The following is a 17,172-nucleotide window of genomic DNA, read 5'->3' as shown; positions in this document are numbered from 1 at the left end:
TAGCTACAGTTTTATTGTAAGGTAGAAATGACTCAAGAACAAGATAAAAAAAAATGATTTGTCCGGGTACAATTATATCAATCATCAAAAAAAGTACCCATATAAGGTACTCTTATTTCTTAGATTTTTTAATGTTTTTAACAAGATAAAACAGATATCCTGAAACCATGTAGGCAACAAAGATAATGGCTGCCCATCTAAAGACAAATCCCCAACCATATTTATTGGCATTCAAGAAGAAATAAGGGAAGGGACTATCCTTAGCGTTAGGAACGTCCATCTTTAGAACAAAACCGTTTAAGAGGGCAAAAATCATATAAAGCAAAGGAAGACTAGTCCAAAGCATGGGATCAACCAACTTATATTGGCGACTCTTGTCAAAAATAATTGTATCTGCTAAAAACCAGAGAGGGACAATGTAATGGCAAAGGAAATTCTCCAAACGGTAAAAATCTGTCGTCAAAGGAGCCAGCATGAAATGATAGATGACACAAGTAATCATAATACTCATAGTGACGCCACCTTTGAGACGTAGAATACCAGGACTCTGCCAACTATCACCACCACTACGCATCTTTAACAAAAGATAACCTGTAAAGAGTACAACCAAAAGGTTAGAAAGTACTGTGTAGTAAAGCAACATCCCTAAACCACCGCGTTTGGTAATCTCCAAGTATACACCAGTAAAGGCTGCAATAAATAAAAAGATACGACTATAAAATATTACTTTTTTGTTTTTAATCATGATTAGATCTTTTTAACAAATTCTGATTTTAATTTCATAGCACCAAATCCATCAATCTTACAATCGATGTTGTGGTCACCTTCAACAATACGGATATTTTTAACACGTGTCCCTTGCTTAAGGTCTTTTGGAGCACCTTTGACCTTAAGGTCCTTGATCAAGGTTACTGTATCACCGTCAGCCAATTTATTTCCATTAGCGTCGATGGCAACAAGGCCGTCTTCAACCTCAGCTTGCTCAGCAGGATTCCATTCGTAGGCACACTCTGGACAGACTAGCAAGGCTCCGTCTTCATAGACATATTCTGAATTACATTTTGGGCAATTTGGTAGATTGTTCATTTTATCTCCTTCTATTTTCATGATGGTTTGATTGTCAAATTTTTGTTAACAAAGACTATTATACCTTAAAATTAAAAATTTGACAAATTGCTAAAAAACCGACTCACCACTATCGTGGTCAATCGGTTAAAATTTCAAATTAAAAATGTTTGACTGCTTCTGATTTAATTTTTTCGACAACTTCTAAAATACTTAGTCCTGTCGTGTCCAGATAGATTGCATCATCTGCCTGCTTAAGAGGAGAAGTTTCACGATGACTATCTTTATAATCACGCGCAGCAATCTCTTCTTTCAAAGTTTCCAAATCTGTTTCGATCCCCTTTGAAAGATTTTCCTTATAACGTCGTTCTGCACGCTCATCCACTGAAGCAACAAGAAAAATCTTCAATTCAGCCTTAGGCAAGACCACTGTACCAATATCTCGACCATCCATGACGATTCCGCCTTGTTGGGCAATTTCTTGCTGGAGGGCTACCAATTTTTCACGAATAGCTGGAATAGCTGCAAAAGCTGATACAGCATTAGTTACTTCATTTTCTCGGATTGGATTGGTAACATCAACGTCTCCAACAAAAACAAGCTGTTCTCCTGTTTCGGCACGACCAAAACTAATCGGGTATTGTTCCAATAATTCAAGAAGTCGAGATGACTCTTCTGGACTTACTTGGTTGTTTAAAGCAATGTAAGTCGCAGCACGATACATGGCACCTGTATCCAGATAAGTATAGCCAAAGTCCTTAGCGATAATCTTTGCTACTGTACTCTTACCACTTGAAGCTGGACCATCAATAGCGATCTGAATTGTTTTCATTCTAACTCCTATCTTGTCTTAAGGACATCACCAGGATTTGCAAACCAAGTTCCTGAAGACATATGACCAGGGTTCAAGGCTTCAAGCTGGGCAATAGAAATGCCTGCTCTAGCTGCAATAGCTGCCTCACCTTCACCTGCAAGGACAGTAATGGTTCCCTCAGCATTTGTGTGTTCCTCTGAACTACTTGAAGAAGTTGATTCTGCTTCAGAACTTGATGCTTCAACTGAACTACTTGATGATGTTGAAGAAACTTCCTCTACCTTAGGCGCAGAAGAATCATGAAAATCTTTCAAGGCTGCCGTACGATCACTACCACCAGATGACAGGTAGATTAGAATAGCAATCATTCCGACAACGATAACAAAGAAAATACAAGCCAAAATCGTTAAAATACGATTAGCTCCTACTCCTGATTCCTTATTTCCTCTGCTTCTGCGTTCCGAACGACTTTCCTCGATGTCGTAAATATCTTCTTGCCATGGTTCCTTTTCCATACCTTACTCCTTGTTTTTTTTCTAATTTCTTATTACAATATAAATATGAAAATCACACTTATACCTGAACGATGCATTGCCTGCGGGCTATGCCAAACCTATTCTGATTTATTTGATTACCATGATAATGGTATTGTGCGTTTCTATGATGATCCTAATCAACTAGAGAGAGACATCCCAGCTAGTGAAGAACTACTGGAAGCTGTAAAACAGTGTCCTACTCGCGCGCTCATCAAAGATTAATTTGTCATCAGTGGTGATTCAATTTCCAAATCCCACTTCCTCTAGTTTAGCATATTTTTCCAGAAAATTATAGTCTTTTGAAGGACTTATTTTTAGTAAATCTTATCATGACTCACTCTGTTCTTTTATCAGATAGAGGGGTCTTTTTTTCGTTTCCATATAAATTTTACTGATATATTTTCCGAGAATCCCAATCGTCAATAATTGGACACCACCAAGAAATAGAATGACAGCCATCAGAGAAGTCCAACCAGAAGTTGGATTGCCCAGTACGAGAGTACGGACAACTACAAACAAGGTCATCACTAAAGCCAGAAAACACGACGAAAGACCAGCAACAAAGGCTAATATTAAAGGGAAATCTGAAAAATTCACAATCCCTTCGATAGAGTAGAAAAAGAGTTGTCTAAAACTCCAACTTGTCTTACCTGCCTGCCTTTCAACATTAGGGTATTCTAAATAGTGAGTATGGAAACCAACCCAGGCAAAGAGTCCTTTGGAAAAGCGATTGTATTCTGTCAATTCTAACACTGCATCCACAACTGATCTTCTCATCATCCGAAAATCACGGACACCCGATGGAAGGGCTACTGGGCTAATTTTTTGCATAAAATGATAAAAAAGATCGGCGCAGCAACTACGTAAAAAGGGTTCTCCTTCTCGACTGGTTCTGCGAGTTCCAACGCAGTCCAAATCTGGATTCTGGTCTAGTAAATTTTTCATCACAAGCAAGAGGCTTGGGGGATCCTGAAGGTCTGCATCCATAACCACCACCAAGTCCCCTGTCGCTTGTTGTAAACCTGCATATATGGCCGCTTCCTTCCCAAAATTACGCGAGAAAGAGATATAATGTACTGCAGGATTTTTCTCTAGATAAACCTTTAAAAGGTCCAAAGTCTTATCAATCGAACCATCATCTACAAAAATGTATTCGATTTCTGTTTCCAAATCTGGGATCAGTGCTTCAAGAGTTTGATAAAAAAGAGGAAGTACTTCCTCTTCGTTTAAACATGGGACTATGATTGAAATCATCATCTTAATCTTCAAATCCATTTGGATGCTTGCTTTGCCAACGCCATGCGTCTTCACACATTTCTGTAATACCAAGTTCTGCTTCCCATCCTAGCTCTTCCTTAGCTTTTGCTGGATCTGAGTAGCAAGCTGCAATATCACCTGGGCGACGTTCAACAATACGGTATGGAATAGGACGTCCGACTGCTTTTTCCATATTTTGGATAATTTCAAGGACAGAATAGCCTTTCCCTGTACCAAGGTTGTAAATATTTAGACCTGAACCCTTTTGAAGTTTCTTAAGTGCTGCAACGTGCCCTTTGGCTAAGTCAACGACGTGGATATAGTCACGAACACCTGTTCCATCTTCTGTATCATAGTCATCTCCAAAGACCTGAACTTGTTCCAACTTACCAACTGCGACTTGTGTCACATATGGAAGAAGGTTATTTGGAATACCGTTTGGATTTTCACCTAAGTCACCACTCTTATGTGCACCGATTGGATTGAAATAACGAAGCAACACAACGTTCCATTCTGAATCGGCTTTATAGATATCTGTCAAGATTTCTTCAAGCATTAGCTTGGTACGACCATAAGGGTTAGTAGCTGAAAGAGGGAAATCTTCTAAGATTGGGACTGTATGAGGATCTCCATAAACAGTTGCTGATGAACTGAAGATGATATTCTTACAGTTTGTCTCTTCCATAACTTTCAAGAGACTGACAGTTCCAGCGATATTGTTATCATAGTAGGCAAGTGGGATACGTGTAGATTCCCCTACAGCCTTCAAACCAGCAAAATGGATGACTCCTGTTGGTTCTTCATGTTTGAAAATATCACGAAGTGTATCTGTATCACGAATATCAGCTTCGTAAAAAGGAATTTCTACCCCAGTGATTCTTTCGACTACTTCAAGACTTTTACGGCTACTATTTACCAAATTATCCACGACAACTACTTGGTGTCCAGCTTGGACCAGTTCGATGACAGTGTGAGTTCCGATAAAACCAGCTCCACCCGTTACCAGAATTTTTTCTTGCATTTCATTTCCTCAATTCTTGGATTATTTTTTTCATTTTACCATTTTTGATAGGGAAAGTCATTTACTTTCCTAACACTATCGTAAAAACTAGGTAAAAGTTTTACTATTGTTTCTTTTTAATGTATCTTTCAGTCGGATAATCTGCTGGATCTAATACACCACTTCTCCCCTGAAGCATTTGAGCTAGATGATAACCGATAATAGGACCAGTCGTTAATCCTGAAGATCCTAGACCACTTGCTGTATAGATTCCTGATAAGTTTGGAACCTGTCCGAAAAATGGAGAAAAGTCACTCGTATAAGCCCGAATACCCACACGTTCACCAGATAAAATTGCCTCAGCCAGGGCTGGATAAAATGGACTCGCCGCCTCCGCCATTTGTTGGAGCAAATTTTTATCGACTGTAAGATCAAATCCCATGTCATTCTCATGGGTAGCTCCTAGAGATAACTTACCTCCAGGAAATGGTATCAAATCCCACTCACCTTCCGGCATGACAACAGGATAGCTTGCCATGTCTAAATCAACCTGATAATCTCTAAGTTGACCTTTTTGAGGACGAACATCCACCTCATAGCCTAAAGGCTCCAAAATGTGTCCAAGCCAAGCTCCCGTAGATAAAATTACTTGATCAAACATTTGATTGTCTATCTGATAGCCTGATAATAAAGGAGTTAGACTAACCTCTTTCTTTACGACCTTAACCTGACTGGCATCCAGTAAACGACTCACTAGGAGTTGCCCATCTACTCGAGCTCCTCCAGAAGCATAGAGCAATCTCTCAAATCCCTTTAGACCAGGGAATAGGCTGCTTGCAGCAGCTTGGTCCAAAATGGCTAATTCGCCAATTAAGGGAGATTCATCTCTACGTTGCAAGGCTAAGTCATAGAGTTCCTCGAGCTTGGAATCATCTTTTTTGAGAAGGAAGACTCCTGAGCGCTGGTAGAAATCAACCTTTTGACCAGTTTTTTCTAAATCAGCTAATAAATCTACATAAAAGTCTGCTCCTAGGCGAGCCATCTTGTACCAAGCTTTATTACGTCGTTTAGAGAACCAAGGACTGATGATTCCTGCCGCTGCCTTGGTAGCTTGTCCGTACCCATGATCAAAGACAGTTACTTCGACATCTGTTTCCTTAGAGAGATAGTAGGCAGCTGTTGCCCCTACAATTCCTGCTCCTACAATGGCAACTTTTTTCATTGTCTTTACCTTCTAACTAGATATGATGGAATGGATTGGTAGAAGCCTGACTTGCGACTACTTCTAGCAACCAAGCATTCTCTTCCTTCCATTCGTTCAAGAGCGCTGCAATTCTTTCCACAAAAAGCACTTCGATATAGTGGCCTGGATCTAATGCCAGCAAACCGTCAGATAACATATCCTGGGCAGTATGATAATAAATATCACCAGTGATATAAAGATCTGCTCCTTTTGCTAAAGCATCAGAATAGAAAGATTGCCCACTGCCACCACAGATAGCCACTCTTGAGATTGTCTTTTGCAAATCCTTCTCTTGATAATACACCATACGAAGGCTATCTAGACCAAAGACTTCCTTAACATGGTCAGCAAATCCCTTAAATGTTTGAGGTCTAATAGTTCCAATACGGCCAATCCCACGTTCAGGACCTGTTTCCTGTATATAGGTTGTATCTTTAATATCTAACAGTTGGCAGAACCAGTCATTGAGACCATTTTCAACAATATCAATATTAGTATGACTGACGTAGACGGCGATATCATGCTTGATGAGATTGATATAAATCTGATTTTGAGGACGACTAGCTACCAAGTCCTTGATTGGACGAAAGATAGGGGCGTGCTTAACGATAATCAAATCAACACCCCTATCAATAGCTTCAGCGACTGTCTCTTCACGGATATCAAGGGCAACCATGACCTTTTGAATTTCCTTGTCTAGGGTGCCAATTTGCAAACCACGACTATCACCTTCCATAGAAAATTCTTGTGGGCAATAGGCTTCATAACGCTTAATCACTTCACTTGCTTTCATGGAGCACCTCCTTAATGGCTTGAATTTTATCTGCTAGAACCTGACGTTCTTCTTGATTTTTTTCTGGAATTTGACTAAGGGCAAACTCAAGCTTAGCAGCTTCTTTTTGCCATTTTTGGATGAAGACTGGACTGACTTCTTTGGACAAGAATGGGCCAAAGCGGACATCAGTGGCTGATAGATTCATTTTACCAGCTTCTGCAACTATGATCTCGTAGAATTTCCCAGCTTCTTCTAGAATGCTTTCTGCTATGATTTGAAAACCGTGTTCTTGTAACCAAGAACGCAACTCATCTTCACGATTATTGGGTTGAAGAATCAAACGCTCAACATTGGCAAGTTTGTCTAATCCTTCTTCTAATATCGTAGCAATCAAGCGACCACCCATTCCTGCAATAGTGATGACAGAAACCTGGTCACTTTCTTCAAATGCTGCTAAACCATTGGCTAAACGAACCTGGATTTTCTCAGCTAATCCGTGACTTTCAACATTTTTTACTGCAGATTGATAGGGACCTTCTACAACCTCTCCTGCAATGGCACGATCGATATGACCTTTTTCAACCAATTCAATGGGTAGATAAGCATGATCGCTTCCTACATCTAGCAAAACGGCTCCTTGGGGAACAAAAGAAGCCACCGTTTCTAATCTCTTCGAAATCATTTTTTCTCACTTTCAAAAACTCTATTTCCCTTTATTATACCATATTTTATCTGGCAATCCTGCTCCTAAAAAGACCGCAATCATGGATTGCAGCCTTTCTTTATCTTTTAGCTTGATAACGACTTGTCAGGATGAAAATGATAGCAAAGATCAACATCATGACACCATAGACAGGTAATGTTTGTCCTGTCAGTGTTGAAATTTCAAGTAGTTTTTGGATTCTTGGAAAAAGAGCAGTTCCAAGGAAGCCACCAACTGACCAAATAATCAAGAGGACACGCCATAGACTAAATGGCAAGCAAGCTCTAACTACTGATAAGAAGCCAATTGAGGCTAGTAGATAGTACAGAAGTGTCGAAATTTCAATCGCTGACCAACCTTGACTTGTTCCAAAAATTTTAACAAAGAGAACACTAAAGACTACCATCAAGGCACTTGGTAGTGCACGGAGCATGGATTTTCTGAGGAAGTTTTGTTCGACTGGTTTAATATTTCGCTCAAAGGTCAATACGAACGGTGGGAATCCTTCCACAAACTGGTCAATCATGGTAATCTGAATCGGAATAAATGGGAAAATCAGAATCCATTCAGTACGTCCCAACAATGCACTTGCAATACAGATAACTGCTAACAAGAAAGAATAGATTGTCTTAATCAAGAAAATTGGAGCAATGTGGGCAATGTTATTGACCACACGACGACCTTCAAAGAGAATCTCAGGGACATCATTAAAGTCTGAGTTCAAGAGGACCAGATTTGCAATCTGACGAGTCGCTGGATCTCCTTCAGCCATAACGATGGAACAGTCTGCCTCACGAAGAGCTAGAATATCATTGACACCGTCTCCTGTCATGGCTGTAGTATGACCTGCTTTTTTCAACGTTTGGATGATCAGTTTCTTTTGATGAGGAGAGACACGTCCGAAAATCGCTGTTTCCTCAGCCATGGCAATCAACTCTTCATCAGTAATTTTCGAGCAATCTACGTAGCTGTGGTAGTCTGCAAAACCAGCTTTTTGAGCAATACTTGAAACAGTAACTGGATTATCACCAGAGATAATTTTCAGCCCCACTTCCTGAGAACGAAGATAGTCTAGAGTTTCAGCTGCCCCTTCTCGGATTGGATCTAGAATCTCAAGCAAAGCCAAGGCCTGCATATCCGATGGTTTCTGCGGTTTGTGGTGATCAAGTTTTTCTTGACTGAGGGCCAGAACTAAGACACGAGATCCTCGTTCGAGAGCTTCTCTAGCCTCAGGAACTTCAGCATTCAATAACATCTCTGGTGCGCCTAGAAAAACAGTTCCAAGACCTTCCAACTCCATTGCTCCCCATTTACGATCGCTTGAAAATGGAAGACTTGAAATCATCGGATAAGCTACTTCTCCCACAAAACGCTTTCGAATAGCTTGAGCAGTTGGATTTTTATCCTCACTGTGGGATATATAGCTAGTTAGTATGTCAGCAATAGCATTTTGATCATAAACTTGAGTAAGAGGAAGAACAGTCTCAACCTGCATCTTACCTTGGGTGATGGTACCTGTCTTATCCAAGCAGAGCATATCCACGCGCGCAAGGGTTTCAACAGAGTACATCTCCTGCACCAAGACCTTTTTCAAACCAAGCTTGATAACAGCGGTTAAAAGAGAGGTAATGGTCAAGAGAGCAATCCCCTTAGGCAACATTCCCAAAAGAGCTGTAGAGGAATTCACTACAGAAGACTTCAGTGGTAAACCTTTCAAGACCAAGGCTTCAAGCAAGAGAGCAATACCAAAAGGAATGATAATTTTTCCAGTAAAGCCTGCTAGCTGGTCTAGCGATTTCATGATACGAGAATTGATTGGTTTAACTGTTTTAGCTTCAAGCATGAGTTTAGCTGCATAGTTATCTGCCCCTACATGATGAACTCGAGCAAAGACAGAGCCACTGGCAAGAAAACTACCGGACAGCATTAAGTCTTCTACTTCTTTTTGCACCAAGTCGCTCTCGCCCGTTAACATGGCTTCATTGACTTCTGCAAAGCCTTCTAATACAATCGCATCACTTGGAATTTGATCCCCTGCAGACAAGCGAATCACATCATCCAAAACAAGCTCTTCAGGGTCTAAAGCAATCTCTTGTCCATCACGAATAGTCGTAATCTTTTCTTTATTCAAGAGATTGAGTTTATCAACCATATGCTTGGCACGTAGCTCGGTTACAATTCCTGAAAAAGCATTAAAACAGATAACCGCAAAGAAAACCAGGTTGCTCCAGGCTTGAACAAAAGCGAGCGCTAATGCAATAGCAAAGTTTAAAGCATTGAAGAGAGTAAAGACATTTCGTTTTACAATCTGCCAAGTACTGGTACTAGCTGATGCTTTGAAATCATTGACCTGTCCCTGTTTCTGACGTTCATTAACTTCTGATTGGCTTAAGCCTATAATTTTATTTTTATCCATAAATTCTATCATATCATTTTTTTAAAAATAATTCTAATTTCATATGAAGAGCAATTCAGCCTAAACAAAAAAACATTTGCTTGTCCTAGTATGATAAGGTATAATAAAAGAAAGAAAATTGAAGGAGACACCATGTTTTATACTTATCTTCGTGGGCTCGTTATGTTGATTCTTTGGTCTATCAACGGTAATGCTCACTATCATAATACTGATAAAATTCCGAGTCAAGATGAAAACTATATCCTAGTTGCTCCCCATCGTACTTGGTGGGATCCTGTCTACATGGCATTTGCGACCAAACCAAAGCAATTTGTCTTTATGGCTAAAAAGGAACTGTTCTCTAATCGAATCTTTGGTTGGTGGATCCGTATGTGTGGTGCCTTTCCTATTGATCGGGAGAATCCTAGCGCTTCGGCTATCAAATATCCTATCAATGTCCTTAAAAAGAGCGACCGATCTCTCATCATGTTTCCAAGTGGTAGTCGTCATTCTAACGATGTCAAAGGGGGCGTAGCTCTGATTGCTAAAATGGCCAAGGTTCGCATCATGCCAGTTACTTACACTGGTCCAATGACCTTAAAAGGACTCATCAGTCGTGAACGTGTCGATATGAACTTCGGAAATCCTATCGATATCTCAGACATTAAGAAAATGAATGATGAAGGAATTGAGATGGTTGCTGAACGTATCCAATCAGAATTCCAACGTCTGGATGAGGAAACAAAACAATGGCACAATAACAAAAAACCAAATCCTTTGTGGTGGTTTATTCGCATACCAGCACTGATTCTTGCTGTCTTAGTTGCGATTATTACCATCATCTTTAGCTTTATTGCAAGTTTTATCTGGAATCCAGAAAAAAAACAAAATCAATTGGGTTAGAATAAAATGGCTGAGGGATATTCTCTTAAGCCATTTTAGTTTGACTGACAGCTGATTACTTTTAAATAAAACATTTTATTGACAAAGATTTGATTCTATAGTATACTTTTTAAGTAAGCTGATTTAGCTCAGTAGGCAGAGCGCATCCATGGTAAGGATGAGGTCGCCGGTTCGATCCCGGCAATTAGCATTGTTCATCAGTTCCTTGGTATAGGAACTTTTTTTATTGACATTTTATTGACCTTATAGTAAAATAAAACTTGCGATGAGTCGATATGTAGCGAGAGCTACTATTGAGCAAAGGAGGTCATAACGCAGGAGCGGACCTTGAGAAATTGTGTGAACCTGTTTCTCACATGGAGATGCCTCTCAAAGCTTTCTGGTTTTTCCAGAGAGCTTTTTTTATTTTCCTAAACTCTACTAAACCCTATCTTTTAGCAAACCTTTCTGCACAAACATCAATAAGCTCAAGCCTCAATCATACACTTATAGACTTATTATCCAAAAAATCCTAGCTAAGTTTAGTCATAAAGATACAAAGATGACCAATGAAATCTTTAATTACAGCAAAAGTTACAGGGCAAACTGTAGTTTATACCTTAGCATTGAAAGGAAAATGATATATTTTGCCCCTCGTCACAAAAAAAGACCTATCACACAAGCTAGAAAGCTTGATATGATAGGCTTTTTAATGTTAGATTAACGTACAGTGCGGATACGCATTGTGTTAGTACGAACTGCTTCACCAAGTGGCACACCTGCAACGATAACGATATCGTCACCAGATTGTACAAGACCTGCTTCAACTGCTTTACGTTCTGCAATTTCAAACATGTCATCAGTTGATGATGGAGCTTCTGTCAACATTGGGATAACACCCCAGTTCAACATCAATCCACGTTCTGTCAATTCGTCAAATGTCAATGCCAAGATATCAGCATTTGGACGATATTTAGAGATCAAACGTGCTGTGTGACCAGTCTTAGTAAGAGTTACAACCAATTTGATGTCCATTGAGTTTGTAGCGTCTTTAACTGCTGAAGCCATAACTTCTGTCTTAGAGTTACGTTCAAATGAATCTGAGTTCAAACGTCCGTACTCGTTAAGAAGAGTTTGAGCGTTCTTATCGATAGTTGCCATTGTACGAACAGACTCAAGTGGGTATTTACCATTTGCTGACTCACCTGAAAGCATTGTAGCATCAGTTCCGTCGATAACAGCGTTAAATACGTCTGATACTTCTGAACGAGTTGCACGTGGTTTTTCAGTCATTGTTTCAAGCATGTTTGTTGCAGTGATAACAACTTTACCAGCAGCGTTCACTTTAGTGATGATCATTTTTTGGTAAACTGGAACCATTTCAAATGGTACTTCGATACCCATGTCACCACGAGCGATCATGATACCGTCAGCAGCTTCAATGATTTCGTCCAAGTTATCGATACCTTGTTGGTTTTCGATTTTAGCGAACAATTGAACGTGACCGTTACCAGTTTCTTCACAGATTGCACGAACTTCGTTAACGTCTTTTGCAGTACGTACGAATGAGATCGCGATGAAGTTGATACCTTGTTCAAGACCGAAGCGGATATCAGCGTTATCACGTTCAGCAAGAGCTGGGAAAGGAATTTTAGTGTTAGGGATGTTTACACCTTTTTGTTTAGCGATTACACCGTCGTTTTCAACTTCAACGACAAATTCACGAGTTGCATCGTCTTTTTCTACAACACGAAGACCAAGTTTACCATCGTCAACCAATACTTGGCGACCAACTTCAACGTCATCATAGATGTCAAGAGCTCCAGCAACGTTCAAAGCAATCACTTCACGAGTTGATTTGATTCCTTGTTTAGTTGCAACACGGATTTTTTCACCAGTTTTGTATGAGTACTCTTTAGCTTCACCTTCAAACAATTCAGTACGGATTTCTGGTCCTTTAGTGTCAAGAAGGAAACCAACTTTTTTACCTGCAAGTTTTTCTGCAAGTTTAACAGTTGCCATACGGTCACCTTGTTCTTGGTGGTCACCGTGTGAGAAGTTGAAACGGAAAGTGTTAGCTCCTGCTTCAATCAATTGAGCAATGTTTTTAGCTGAAGCTTCAACGTCAAGTTTTTCACCCCAGTATCCGTCATCACCAAATTTTTTACCACCACGGATTTCTACCGCAGGACCCAAAGTTGCAACGATTTTTACACGTTTGTTCATGATTTTTGTGACTCCTTTATATAATTTGACCTTTTATGGTCATTTTACCAGTTTAGTTAAAGTTGATTATGACAAGCTCTTGTTCAAAGCAGAAAGTTCAAGGTCAGCTTTATGAGGGTTGTTAACAACAATCTTACCATCAGCTGTTAGGCTAAACAAAGCTCCTTCTTCTGCAGTTCCAAGAATTGGATTTTCAACCATTTTCTCATTGCGAATACCAACAGCGACACCACCGATTCCTTGTTTAAGAAGTTTAACAGCATGTGCACCCATGCGTGACGCCAATACACGGTCACGAGCAGTTGGAGATCCACCACGTTGGATATGACCAAGTTCAGTTACACGAAGGTCGCTTGTATCTCCAGCTTCTTTTAGCTTTTGACCAAATTCAGCCGCTGACATAACACCTTCTGCCAAAACGATAATGTTGTGTTTCTTACCGTGTTCATATCCAGCTTTGATACTTGCTACGATGTCTTCCATCTTGAAGCCTTCTTCAGGGATGATAATTTCATCAGCACCAGTGGCAATACCAGCCCAAAGAGCAATATCTCCAGCATTACGTCCCATAACTTCAACTACGAAAGTACGACGGTGACTTGATGAGGTATCACGAATCTTATCGATGGCATCCATTGCAGTTGTAACTGCAGTATCAAATCCGATTGTGAAATCAGTACCTACGATATCGTTATCGATTGTTCCTGGAAGTCCGATAGCAGGGAATCCATGCTCAGTCAAGCGCATAGCTCCGTGATAAGAACCGTCACCACCGATAACCACGACACCTTCGATACCGTGTTTTTTCAACTGCTCAATCCCTTTAAGTTGACCTTCGAGTTTTGCAAACTCAGGATAACGAGCAGAGTGAAGGAAAGTACCACCACGTGAAATGATGTCTCCTACTGAAGCAGCATCAAGTGGATAAATCTCACCAGCAACCATACCAGCGTATCCATCATAGATACCAAAAACTTCCATTCCTTCTGAGATTGCTTGACGAACAACTGCACGGATGGCAGCATTCATACCAGGGGCGTCTCCACCACTAGTCAAAACAGCAATACGTTTCATTTGGTTTTGCTCCTTTTTCTTTTAACATTCTAACTGATTATACCACAATTAAAGTTAAAATTCTTTTATTTTCATTGATTTTTAACGATAAATCGTTTTCATAGTTATTTGACTCAAAGATTCCTGCAAACTAACATCTTTTGCAACAAAATAGCCCGGCAAAAGAACATTTTTTTGTTCATTTTCGTAGCGTATAATGACTGGAATTTGTCCCTTGTATTGTTCTAAAATATGATAAATTTCAGAATCATGTTCATGATCAGCAGCCTGAATCCAAAATCGTTCACTCACTGCTTCTTTTAAATTATTTAATACTAATTGAAGGCGACCATCTCTTGCCTGTACTTTTCCATTAAGGTAGTAAAATCTTCCTTCATGTAAGAGATTGTTAAATTGGCGATACTGGTCAGAAAAAACAGTAACTTCCAAATTTGATTTGCTATCACTAACTTTCAAAAAGGCCATATTTTCACCTTTTTTAGTTCTGATTACTCGGATAGACTGTATCTCAACGAGTACTGTAGCTGTCTGTCCTTCAGATAGTTCAGACAAACTCACAATTGGATAGAGGGGATTCTTTGCTAAAATCAGTAAGGGATGCGGACTGATACCGACTCCAAGCCACTCCTGTTCCTTACGAAACTTTTCGACTTGCGTAAAATCCTCACTCTCAAGCCAATTGTAGCTATTATCTGCAAATAAACTACCCAATTCTTCCACAAAAATAAATAAAGTAGGTAAGTTGGATAAGATTTTTTGGCGATTTTTTTCAAAACTATCGAATAAACCAATCTCGACTAGGGGAGTTAAAAGACTCAACTTCTGATAATTTTTAGGCAAGCGAGTGACAAAATCTTCGACACTACTAAAAGGACGATTCTCTAAAATCCAATAGGCAAAATCTCGAGGCATCCCCTTGATACTCTTAAGTCCCAAGTAGATAGTCTTGTCTGTCAATTTATCCAGATACGGAATTGTATTGATAGAAAGTGGTGTCAGTTCAAAGTCCATTTCAAGGGCATCGAGAATATAATCTCCACTGGCATAGTTGAGCATAACTTGATAAAAGATTTCTGGGTAATGTGTTTTAAAGTAAGCAAGCTGGAAGGCTAAAGCCGCATAAGCATAAGCATGCGATCGGTTGAAACCATAACCAGCAAATTTTTCCATGACAGCAAAAACCTGCTGAGCCTGTTCCTTTCCATGACCTTTTTCGAGGGCACCTTGGATAAAACTCTCCTCCATTCGGTGCATCTCGGCAGCATTCTTTTTTCCCATAGCCCGACGTAAAATATCGGCCTTTCCAAGACTAAAGCCAGCATAACGCTGAGCTACTTGCATCACCTGTTCTTGGTAAAGCATAATGCCATAAGTTGGAGCCAGAATATCTTCCAAAACTGGGTCCAGAACTGTTACCTTTTCTTTACCATGTTTTCGAGCCACAAAGTTATCAATATAGTCGCTCGCACCTGGTCGGTTTAAAGAAGTTGTTGCTACTACTTCTTCAAAGTTTTGTGGCTTCACTCGTTTCAATAAACGGATAGCTCCAGGTTGTTCAAACTGAAAAATCCCCTTGGTCTTCCCAGCTGCAAAGAGGGCTAAAGTTTCCCTATCCTCAAGGTCAATATCCTCAATCCTTAACTGAATTCCTTGAGTTTCAAATAAGAGCTCCTGCATTTTTTGAGCGAAAGTTAGGTTTCTTAAGCCCAAGAAATCCATCTTGAGCAAACCATTTCCTTCAACTCCATGAGCATCATACTGGGTAATGAGCATATCCTCTCCATACTTAAGAGGAATATAGTCTGTTAGATTTTTATCACTAATCACGACACCAGCAGCGTGGATGGAAGTTTGCCGAGGATAGCCTTCTATCTTTTTAGCAATTTCAAAAGCCTTTTGGTACTCAATCTTACCTTGAATCAGTTGTCTAAATCCTAGATTCCCTTCATAGGCACTTGTTAAGGTATCTTTGAAACCAATTTTTTTGGTTATAGATGTCAACTCATACTCGGGAACACCATACCGTTTAAAAACATCTCGGATAGCCTGTTTGGCACCAAAGGTTGAGTAAGTAACAATCTGAGCAGCGTGAATACTACCATAACGGTCACGAACATAGCGGATAAATTCAGGACGATAGATATCGGGAATATCAATATCGATATCGGGCATGGTATAACGTTCACGATTTAAAAAGCGCTCAAAAATGAGATTCTTAGCCACAGGGTCAATACCAGTGATATCTAAGGCATAGGCCACTAGACTTCCAACTGCAGATCCACGTCCCATACCCATATAATATCCTTGAGAACGACCGAAACGTAAGAGGTCCCAGACAACCAAGAAATAGTCATCGAATCCCATGTCATGAATCACAGATAGCTCTTCTTCTAAACGAGCCAAATAAGGCTGACTTAGGAGCCCTTTCTCTTGCAAACCATTTCTTGCTCTTTCACGCAACTCTTCAACAGCTGGTCTCTCTGGATTGAAGCGTGGAAGCTTGAGACTACTATCAATCTCATAGGAAGCTTCCTTGATTAATCTTGCAAGATTTTCAAGCGCGAGTGGAAATTTCTCTAAAAAAATCTGTTCTAAACGGTCAGCAGGTAAAAACAAGCCTTGTTGAGCTTGAACATCCACCTCTCGCAAGGTCACATTTTCCTTAATCGCCTTGAGCATTTGGAGCGTTTCTAAATCCTCAGCTTCGAAAGAATTAACACGATAAAGTGGGAGAATGGGGTGAGAAAAATTCGACTGAGCTGTATCTGGATACACTCCGATATAGTAGTCATGTCCCAAATCCAAATTAACTATTTCCTGAAAGTAGGGAACAATGATGCAAATATCTTCAAGGTAAGGGGAAAAATCAGTCCATTCCTTTTTACCTGTCATTTTTTGACTCGAAAGCTTCATAAGATTTCGATAACCACGATTTGATAGGGCTAGAAAGCGCAGATTAATCAGTTCTGCCTTATGATGAACGGTCACCTCAAGACCTAATAAGGGCTGAATCCCTTGCTTTTGGCACTCTTTGATAAAATAATAAGCTCCATAGAGATTATCAATATCCATGATTCCAAGTGCTGAGTAGCCGTATGCTTTCCCTTGGTCAACATACTTCTGAATGGAAATCATACTCTCCATGAAACTATAAACCGTTTTTGTATCAAGTTGTGCAATCACTCGCTATCACCTCCCTTTT

The 17,172-nt window shown here is 39.9% G+C and carries 15 protein-coding genes and 1 tRNA gene; 3 read left to right on the top strand and 13 right to left on the bottom strand.

The genetic code is table 11. The features are described from left to right. Positions 1 to 112: 112 nt before the first annotated feature. The 4 genes from AB2B50_RS07465 to AB2B50_RS07450 form a co-directional block, all read right to left on the bottom strand. Positions 113 to 745, bottom strand: coding sequence for a Pr6Pr family membrane protein (locus AB2B50_RS07465; RefSeq protein WP_320692879.1), 633 nt, complete (start codon positions 743 to 745; stop codon positions 113 to 115). A gap of 2 nt (positions 746 to 747) precedes the next feature. Then, on the bottom strand, positions 748 to 1,086 hold the full coding sequence (locus AB2B50_RS07460; RefSeq protein WP_001061595.1) for a zinc ribbon domain-containing protein YjdM: 339 nt from the start codon (positions 1,084 to 1,086) through the stop codon (positions 748 to 750). A 139-nt stretch (positions 1,087 to 1,225) separates the two neighbouring features. After that, on the bottom strand, positions 1,226 to 1,897 hold the full coding sequence (cmk, locus tag AB2B50_RS07455; RefSeq protein ID WP_045762908.1) for a (d)CMP kinase: 672 nt from the start codon (positions 1,895 to 1,897) through the stop codon (positions 1,226 to 1,228). 8 nt (positions 1,898 to 1,905) lie between these two features. Next, positions 1,906 to 2,394, bottom strand: a complete 489-nt coding sequence (locus AB2B50_RS07450) for an SAG1386/EF1546 family surface-associated protein (RefSeq protein ID WP_000410178.1) — start codon at positions 2,392 to 2,394, stop codon at positions 1,906 to 1,908. A 45-nt stretch (positions 2,395 to 2,439) separates the two neighbouring features. On the opposite strand from AB2B50_RS07450, the gene AB2B50_RS07445 reads away from it, so the two are divergent. Beyond that, positions 2,440 to 2,637, top strand: a complete 198-nt coding sequence (locus AB2B50_RS07445) for a ferredoxin (protein ID WP_320692878.1) — start codon at positions 2,440 to 2,442, stop codon at positions 2,635 to 2,637. A gap of 105 nt (positions 2,638 to 2,742) precedes the next feature. Here AB2B50_RS07445 and AB2B50_RS07440 read toward each other — a convergent pair whose 3' ends face one another. The 6 genes from AB2B50_RS07440 to AB2B50_RS07415 form a co-directional block, all read right to left on the bottom strand. Next, the gene (locus AB2B50_RS07440) at positions 2,743 to 3,690 is read right to left on the bottom strand and encodes a glycosyltransferase family 2 protein (RefSeq protein ID WP_320692877.1); all 948 of its coding nucleotides are present in this window, start codon (positions 3,688 to 3,690) and stop codon (positions 2,743 to 2,745) included. Continuing rightward, a complete protein-coding gene (gene galE / locus AB2B50_RS07435; RefSeq protein WP_045762906.1) occupies positions 3,674 to 4,693 on the bottom strand; it encodes a UDP-glucose 4-epimerase GalE in 1,020 nt (339 codons plus the stop codon). The genes AB2B50_RS07440 and galE overlap by 17 nt, the downstream gene beginning before the upstream one ends. Before the next feature lie 103 nt (positions 4,694 to 4,796). Continuing rightward, a complete protein-coding gene (locus AB2B50_RS07430; protein WP_320692876.1) occupies positions 4,797 to 5,894 on the bottom strand; it encodes an NAD(P)/FAD-dependent oxidoreductase in 1,098 nt (365 codons plus the stop codon). Between the two features lie 16 nt (positions 5,895 to 5,910). After that, positions 5,911 to 6,708, bottom strand: a complete 798-nt coding sequence (locus AB2B50_RS07425) for a Nif3-like dinuclear metal center hexameric protein (protein WP_320692875.1) — start codon at positions 6,706 to 6,708, stop codon at positions 5,911 to 5,913. Next, on the bottom strand, positions 6,695 to 7,372 hold the full coding sequence (locus tag AB2B50_RS07420; protein ID WP_320692874.1) for a tRNA (adenine(22)-N(1))-methyltransferase: 678 nt from the start codon (positions 7,370 to 7,372) through the stop codon (positions 6,695 to 6,697). Before AB2B50_RS07420 ends, AB2B50_RS07425 begins: the two co-directional genes overlap by 14 nt. A 100-nt stretch (positions 7,373 to 7,472) precedes the next feature. Beyond that, the gene (locus tag AB2B50_RS07415) at positions 7,473 to 9,809 is read right to left on the bottom strand and encodes a cation-translocating P-type ATPase (protein ID WP_320692873.1); all 2,337 of its coding nucleotides are present in this window, start codon (positions 9,807 to 9,809) and stop codon (positions 7,473 to 7,475) included. A 132-nt stretch (positions 9,810 to 9,941) separates the two neighbouring features. On the opposite strand from AB2B50_RS07415, the gene AB2B50_RS07410 reads away from it, so the two are divergent. Then, positions 9,942 to 10,691: a lysophospholipid acyltransferase family protein gene (locus tag AB2B50_RS07410; protein ID WP_248034602.1), complete on the top strand. Its 750-nt coding sequence runs from the start codon at positions 9,942 to 9,944 to the stop codon at positions 10,689 to 10,691. 117 nt (positions 10,692 to 10,808) lie between these two features. Next, positions 10,809 to 10,881: transfer RNA gene (locus tag AB2B50_RS07405), tRNA-Thr, on the top strand. Positions 10,882 to 11,390: 509 nt separating this feature from the next. Here the strand turns inward: AB2B50_RS07405 and pyk are convergent. The 3 genes from pyk to AB2B50_RS07390 form a co-directional block, all read right to left on the bottom strand. Next, positions 11,391 to 12,896 (bottom strand): pyruvate kinase, encoded by a 1,506-nt coding sequence (gene pyk / locus AB2B50_RS07400; RefSeq protein WP_014713116.1) that lies wholly within the window; start codon positions 12,894 to 12,896, stop codon positions 11,391 to 11,393. Positions 12,897 to 12,962: 66 nt separating this feature from the next. Beyond that, positions 12,963 to 13,970: a 6-phosphofructokinase gene (gene pfkA / locus AB2B50_RS07395; RefSeq protein ID WP_000820873.1), complete on the bottom strand. Its 1,008-nt coding sequence runs from the start codon at positions 13,968 to 13,970 to the stop codon at positions 12,963 to 12,965. Positions 13,971 to 14,051: 81 nt separating this feature from the next. Further along, positions 14,052 to 17,153 carry a DNA polymerase III subunit alpha gene (locus tag AB2B50_RS07390; RefSeq protein WP_320692872.1) on the bottom strand — a complete coding sequence of 1,034 codons (3,102 nt, stop codon included), beginning with the start codon at positions 17,151 to 17,153 and terminating at the stop codon, positions 14,052 to 14,054. Positions 17,154 to 17,172: the final 19 nt, after the last annotated feature.

Origin of the sequence: Streptococcus fermentans, from assembly GCF_040888305.1 — a bacterium.
Taxonomy (GTDB): domain Bacteria; phylum Bacillota; class Bacilli; order Lactobacillales; family Streptococcaceae; genus Streptococcus; species Streptococcus fermentans.
Note: the sequence above shows the minus strand (reverse complement) of the source record. Positions and strands in the feature narration are given on the sequence as shown.

Excerpts from the sequence above, each read along its gene's own strand:
- galE (WP_045762906.1), bottom strand. The coding sequence starts at position 4,693 with ATGCAAGAAAAAATTCTGGTAACGGGTGGAGCTGGTTTTATCGGAACT.
- cmk (WP_045762908.1), bottom strand. The coding sequence starts at position 1,897 with ATGAAAACAATTCAGATCGCTATTGATGGTCCAGCTTCAAGTGGTAAG.
- AB2B50_RS07450 (WP_000410178.1), bottom strand. The coding sequence starts at position 2,394 with ATGGAAAAGGAACCATGGCAAGAAGATATTTACGACATCGAGGAAAGT.
- AB2B50_RS07425 (WP_320692875.1), bottom strand. The coding sequence starts at position 6,708 with ATGAAAGCAAGTGAAGTGATTAAGCGTTATGAAGCCTATTGCCCACAA.
- AB2B50_RS07465 (WP_320692879.1), bottom strand. The coding sequence starts at position 745 with ATGATTAAAAACAAAAAAGTAATATTTTATAGTCGTATCTTTTTATTT.
- AB2B50_RS07445 (WP_320692878.1), top strand. The coding sequence starts at position 2,440 with ATGAAAATCACACTTATACCTGAACGATGCATTGCCTGCGGGCTATGC.
- AB2B50_RS07460 (WP_001061595.1), bottom strand. The coding sequence starts at position 1,086 with ATGAACAATCTACCAAATTGCCCAAAATGTAATTCAGAATATGTCTAT.
- AB2B50_RS07415 (WP_320692873.1), bottom strand. The coding sequence starts at position 9,809 with ATGGATAAAAATAAAATTATAGGCTTAAGCCAATCAGAAGTTAATGAA.
- pfkA (WP_000820873.1), bottom strand. The coding sequence starts at position 13,970 with ATGAAACGTATTGCTGTTTTGACTAGTGGTGGAGACGCCCCTGGTATG.
- AB2B50_RS07410 (WP_248034602.1), top strand. The coding sequence starts at position 9,942 with ATGTTTTATACTTATCTTCGTGGGCTCGTTATGTTGATTCTTTGGTCT.
- AB2B50_RS07440 (WP_320692877.1), bottom strand. The coding sequence starts at position 3,690 with ATGGATTTGAAGATTAAGATGATGATTTCAATCATAGTCCCATGTTTA.
- AB2B50_RS07420 (WP_320692874.1), bottom strand. The coding sequence starts at position 7,372 with ATGATTTCGAAGAGATTAGAAACGGTGGCTTCTTTTGTTCCCCAAGGA.
- pyk (WP_014713116.1), bottom strand. The coding sequence starts at position 12,896 with ATGAACAAACGTGTAAAAATCGTTGCAACTTTGGGTCCTGCGGTAGAA.
- AB2B50_RS07430 (WP_320692876.1), bottom strand. The coding sequence starts at position 5,894 with ATGAAAAAAGTTGCCATTGTAGGAGCAGGAATTGTAGGGGCAACAGCT.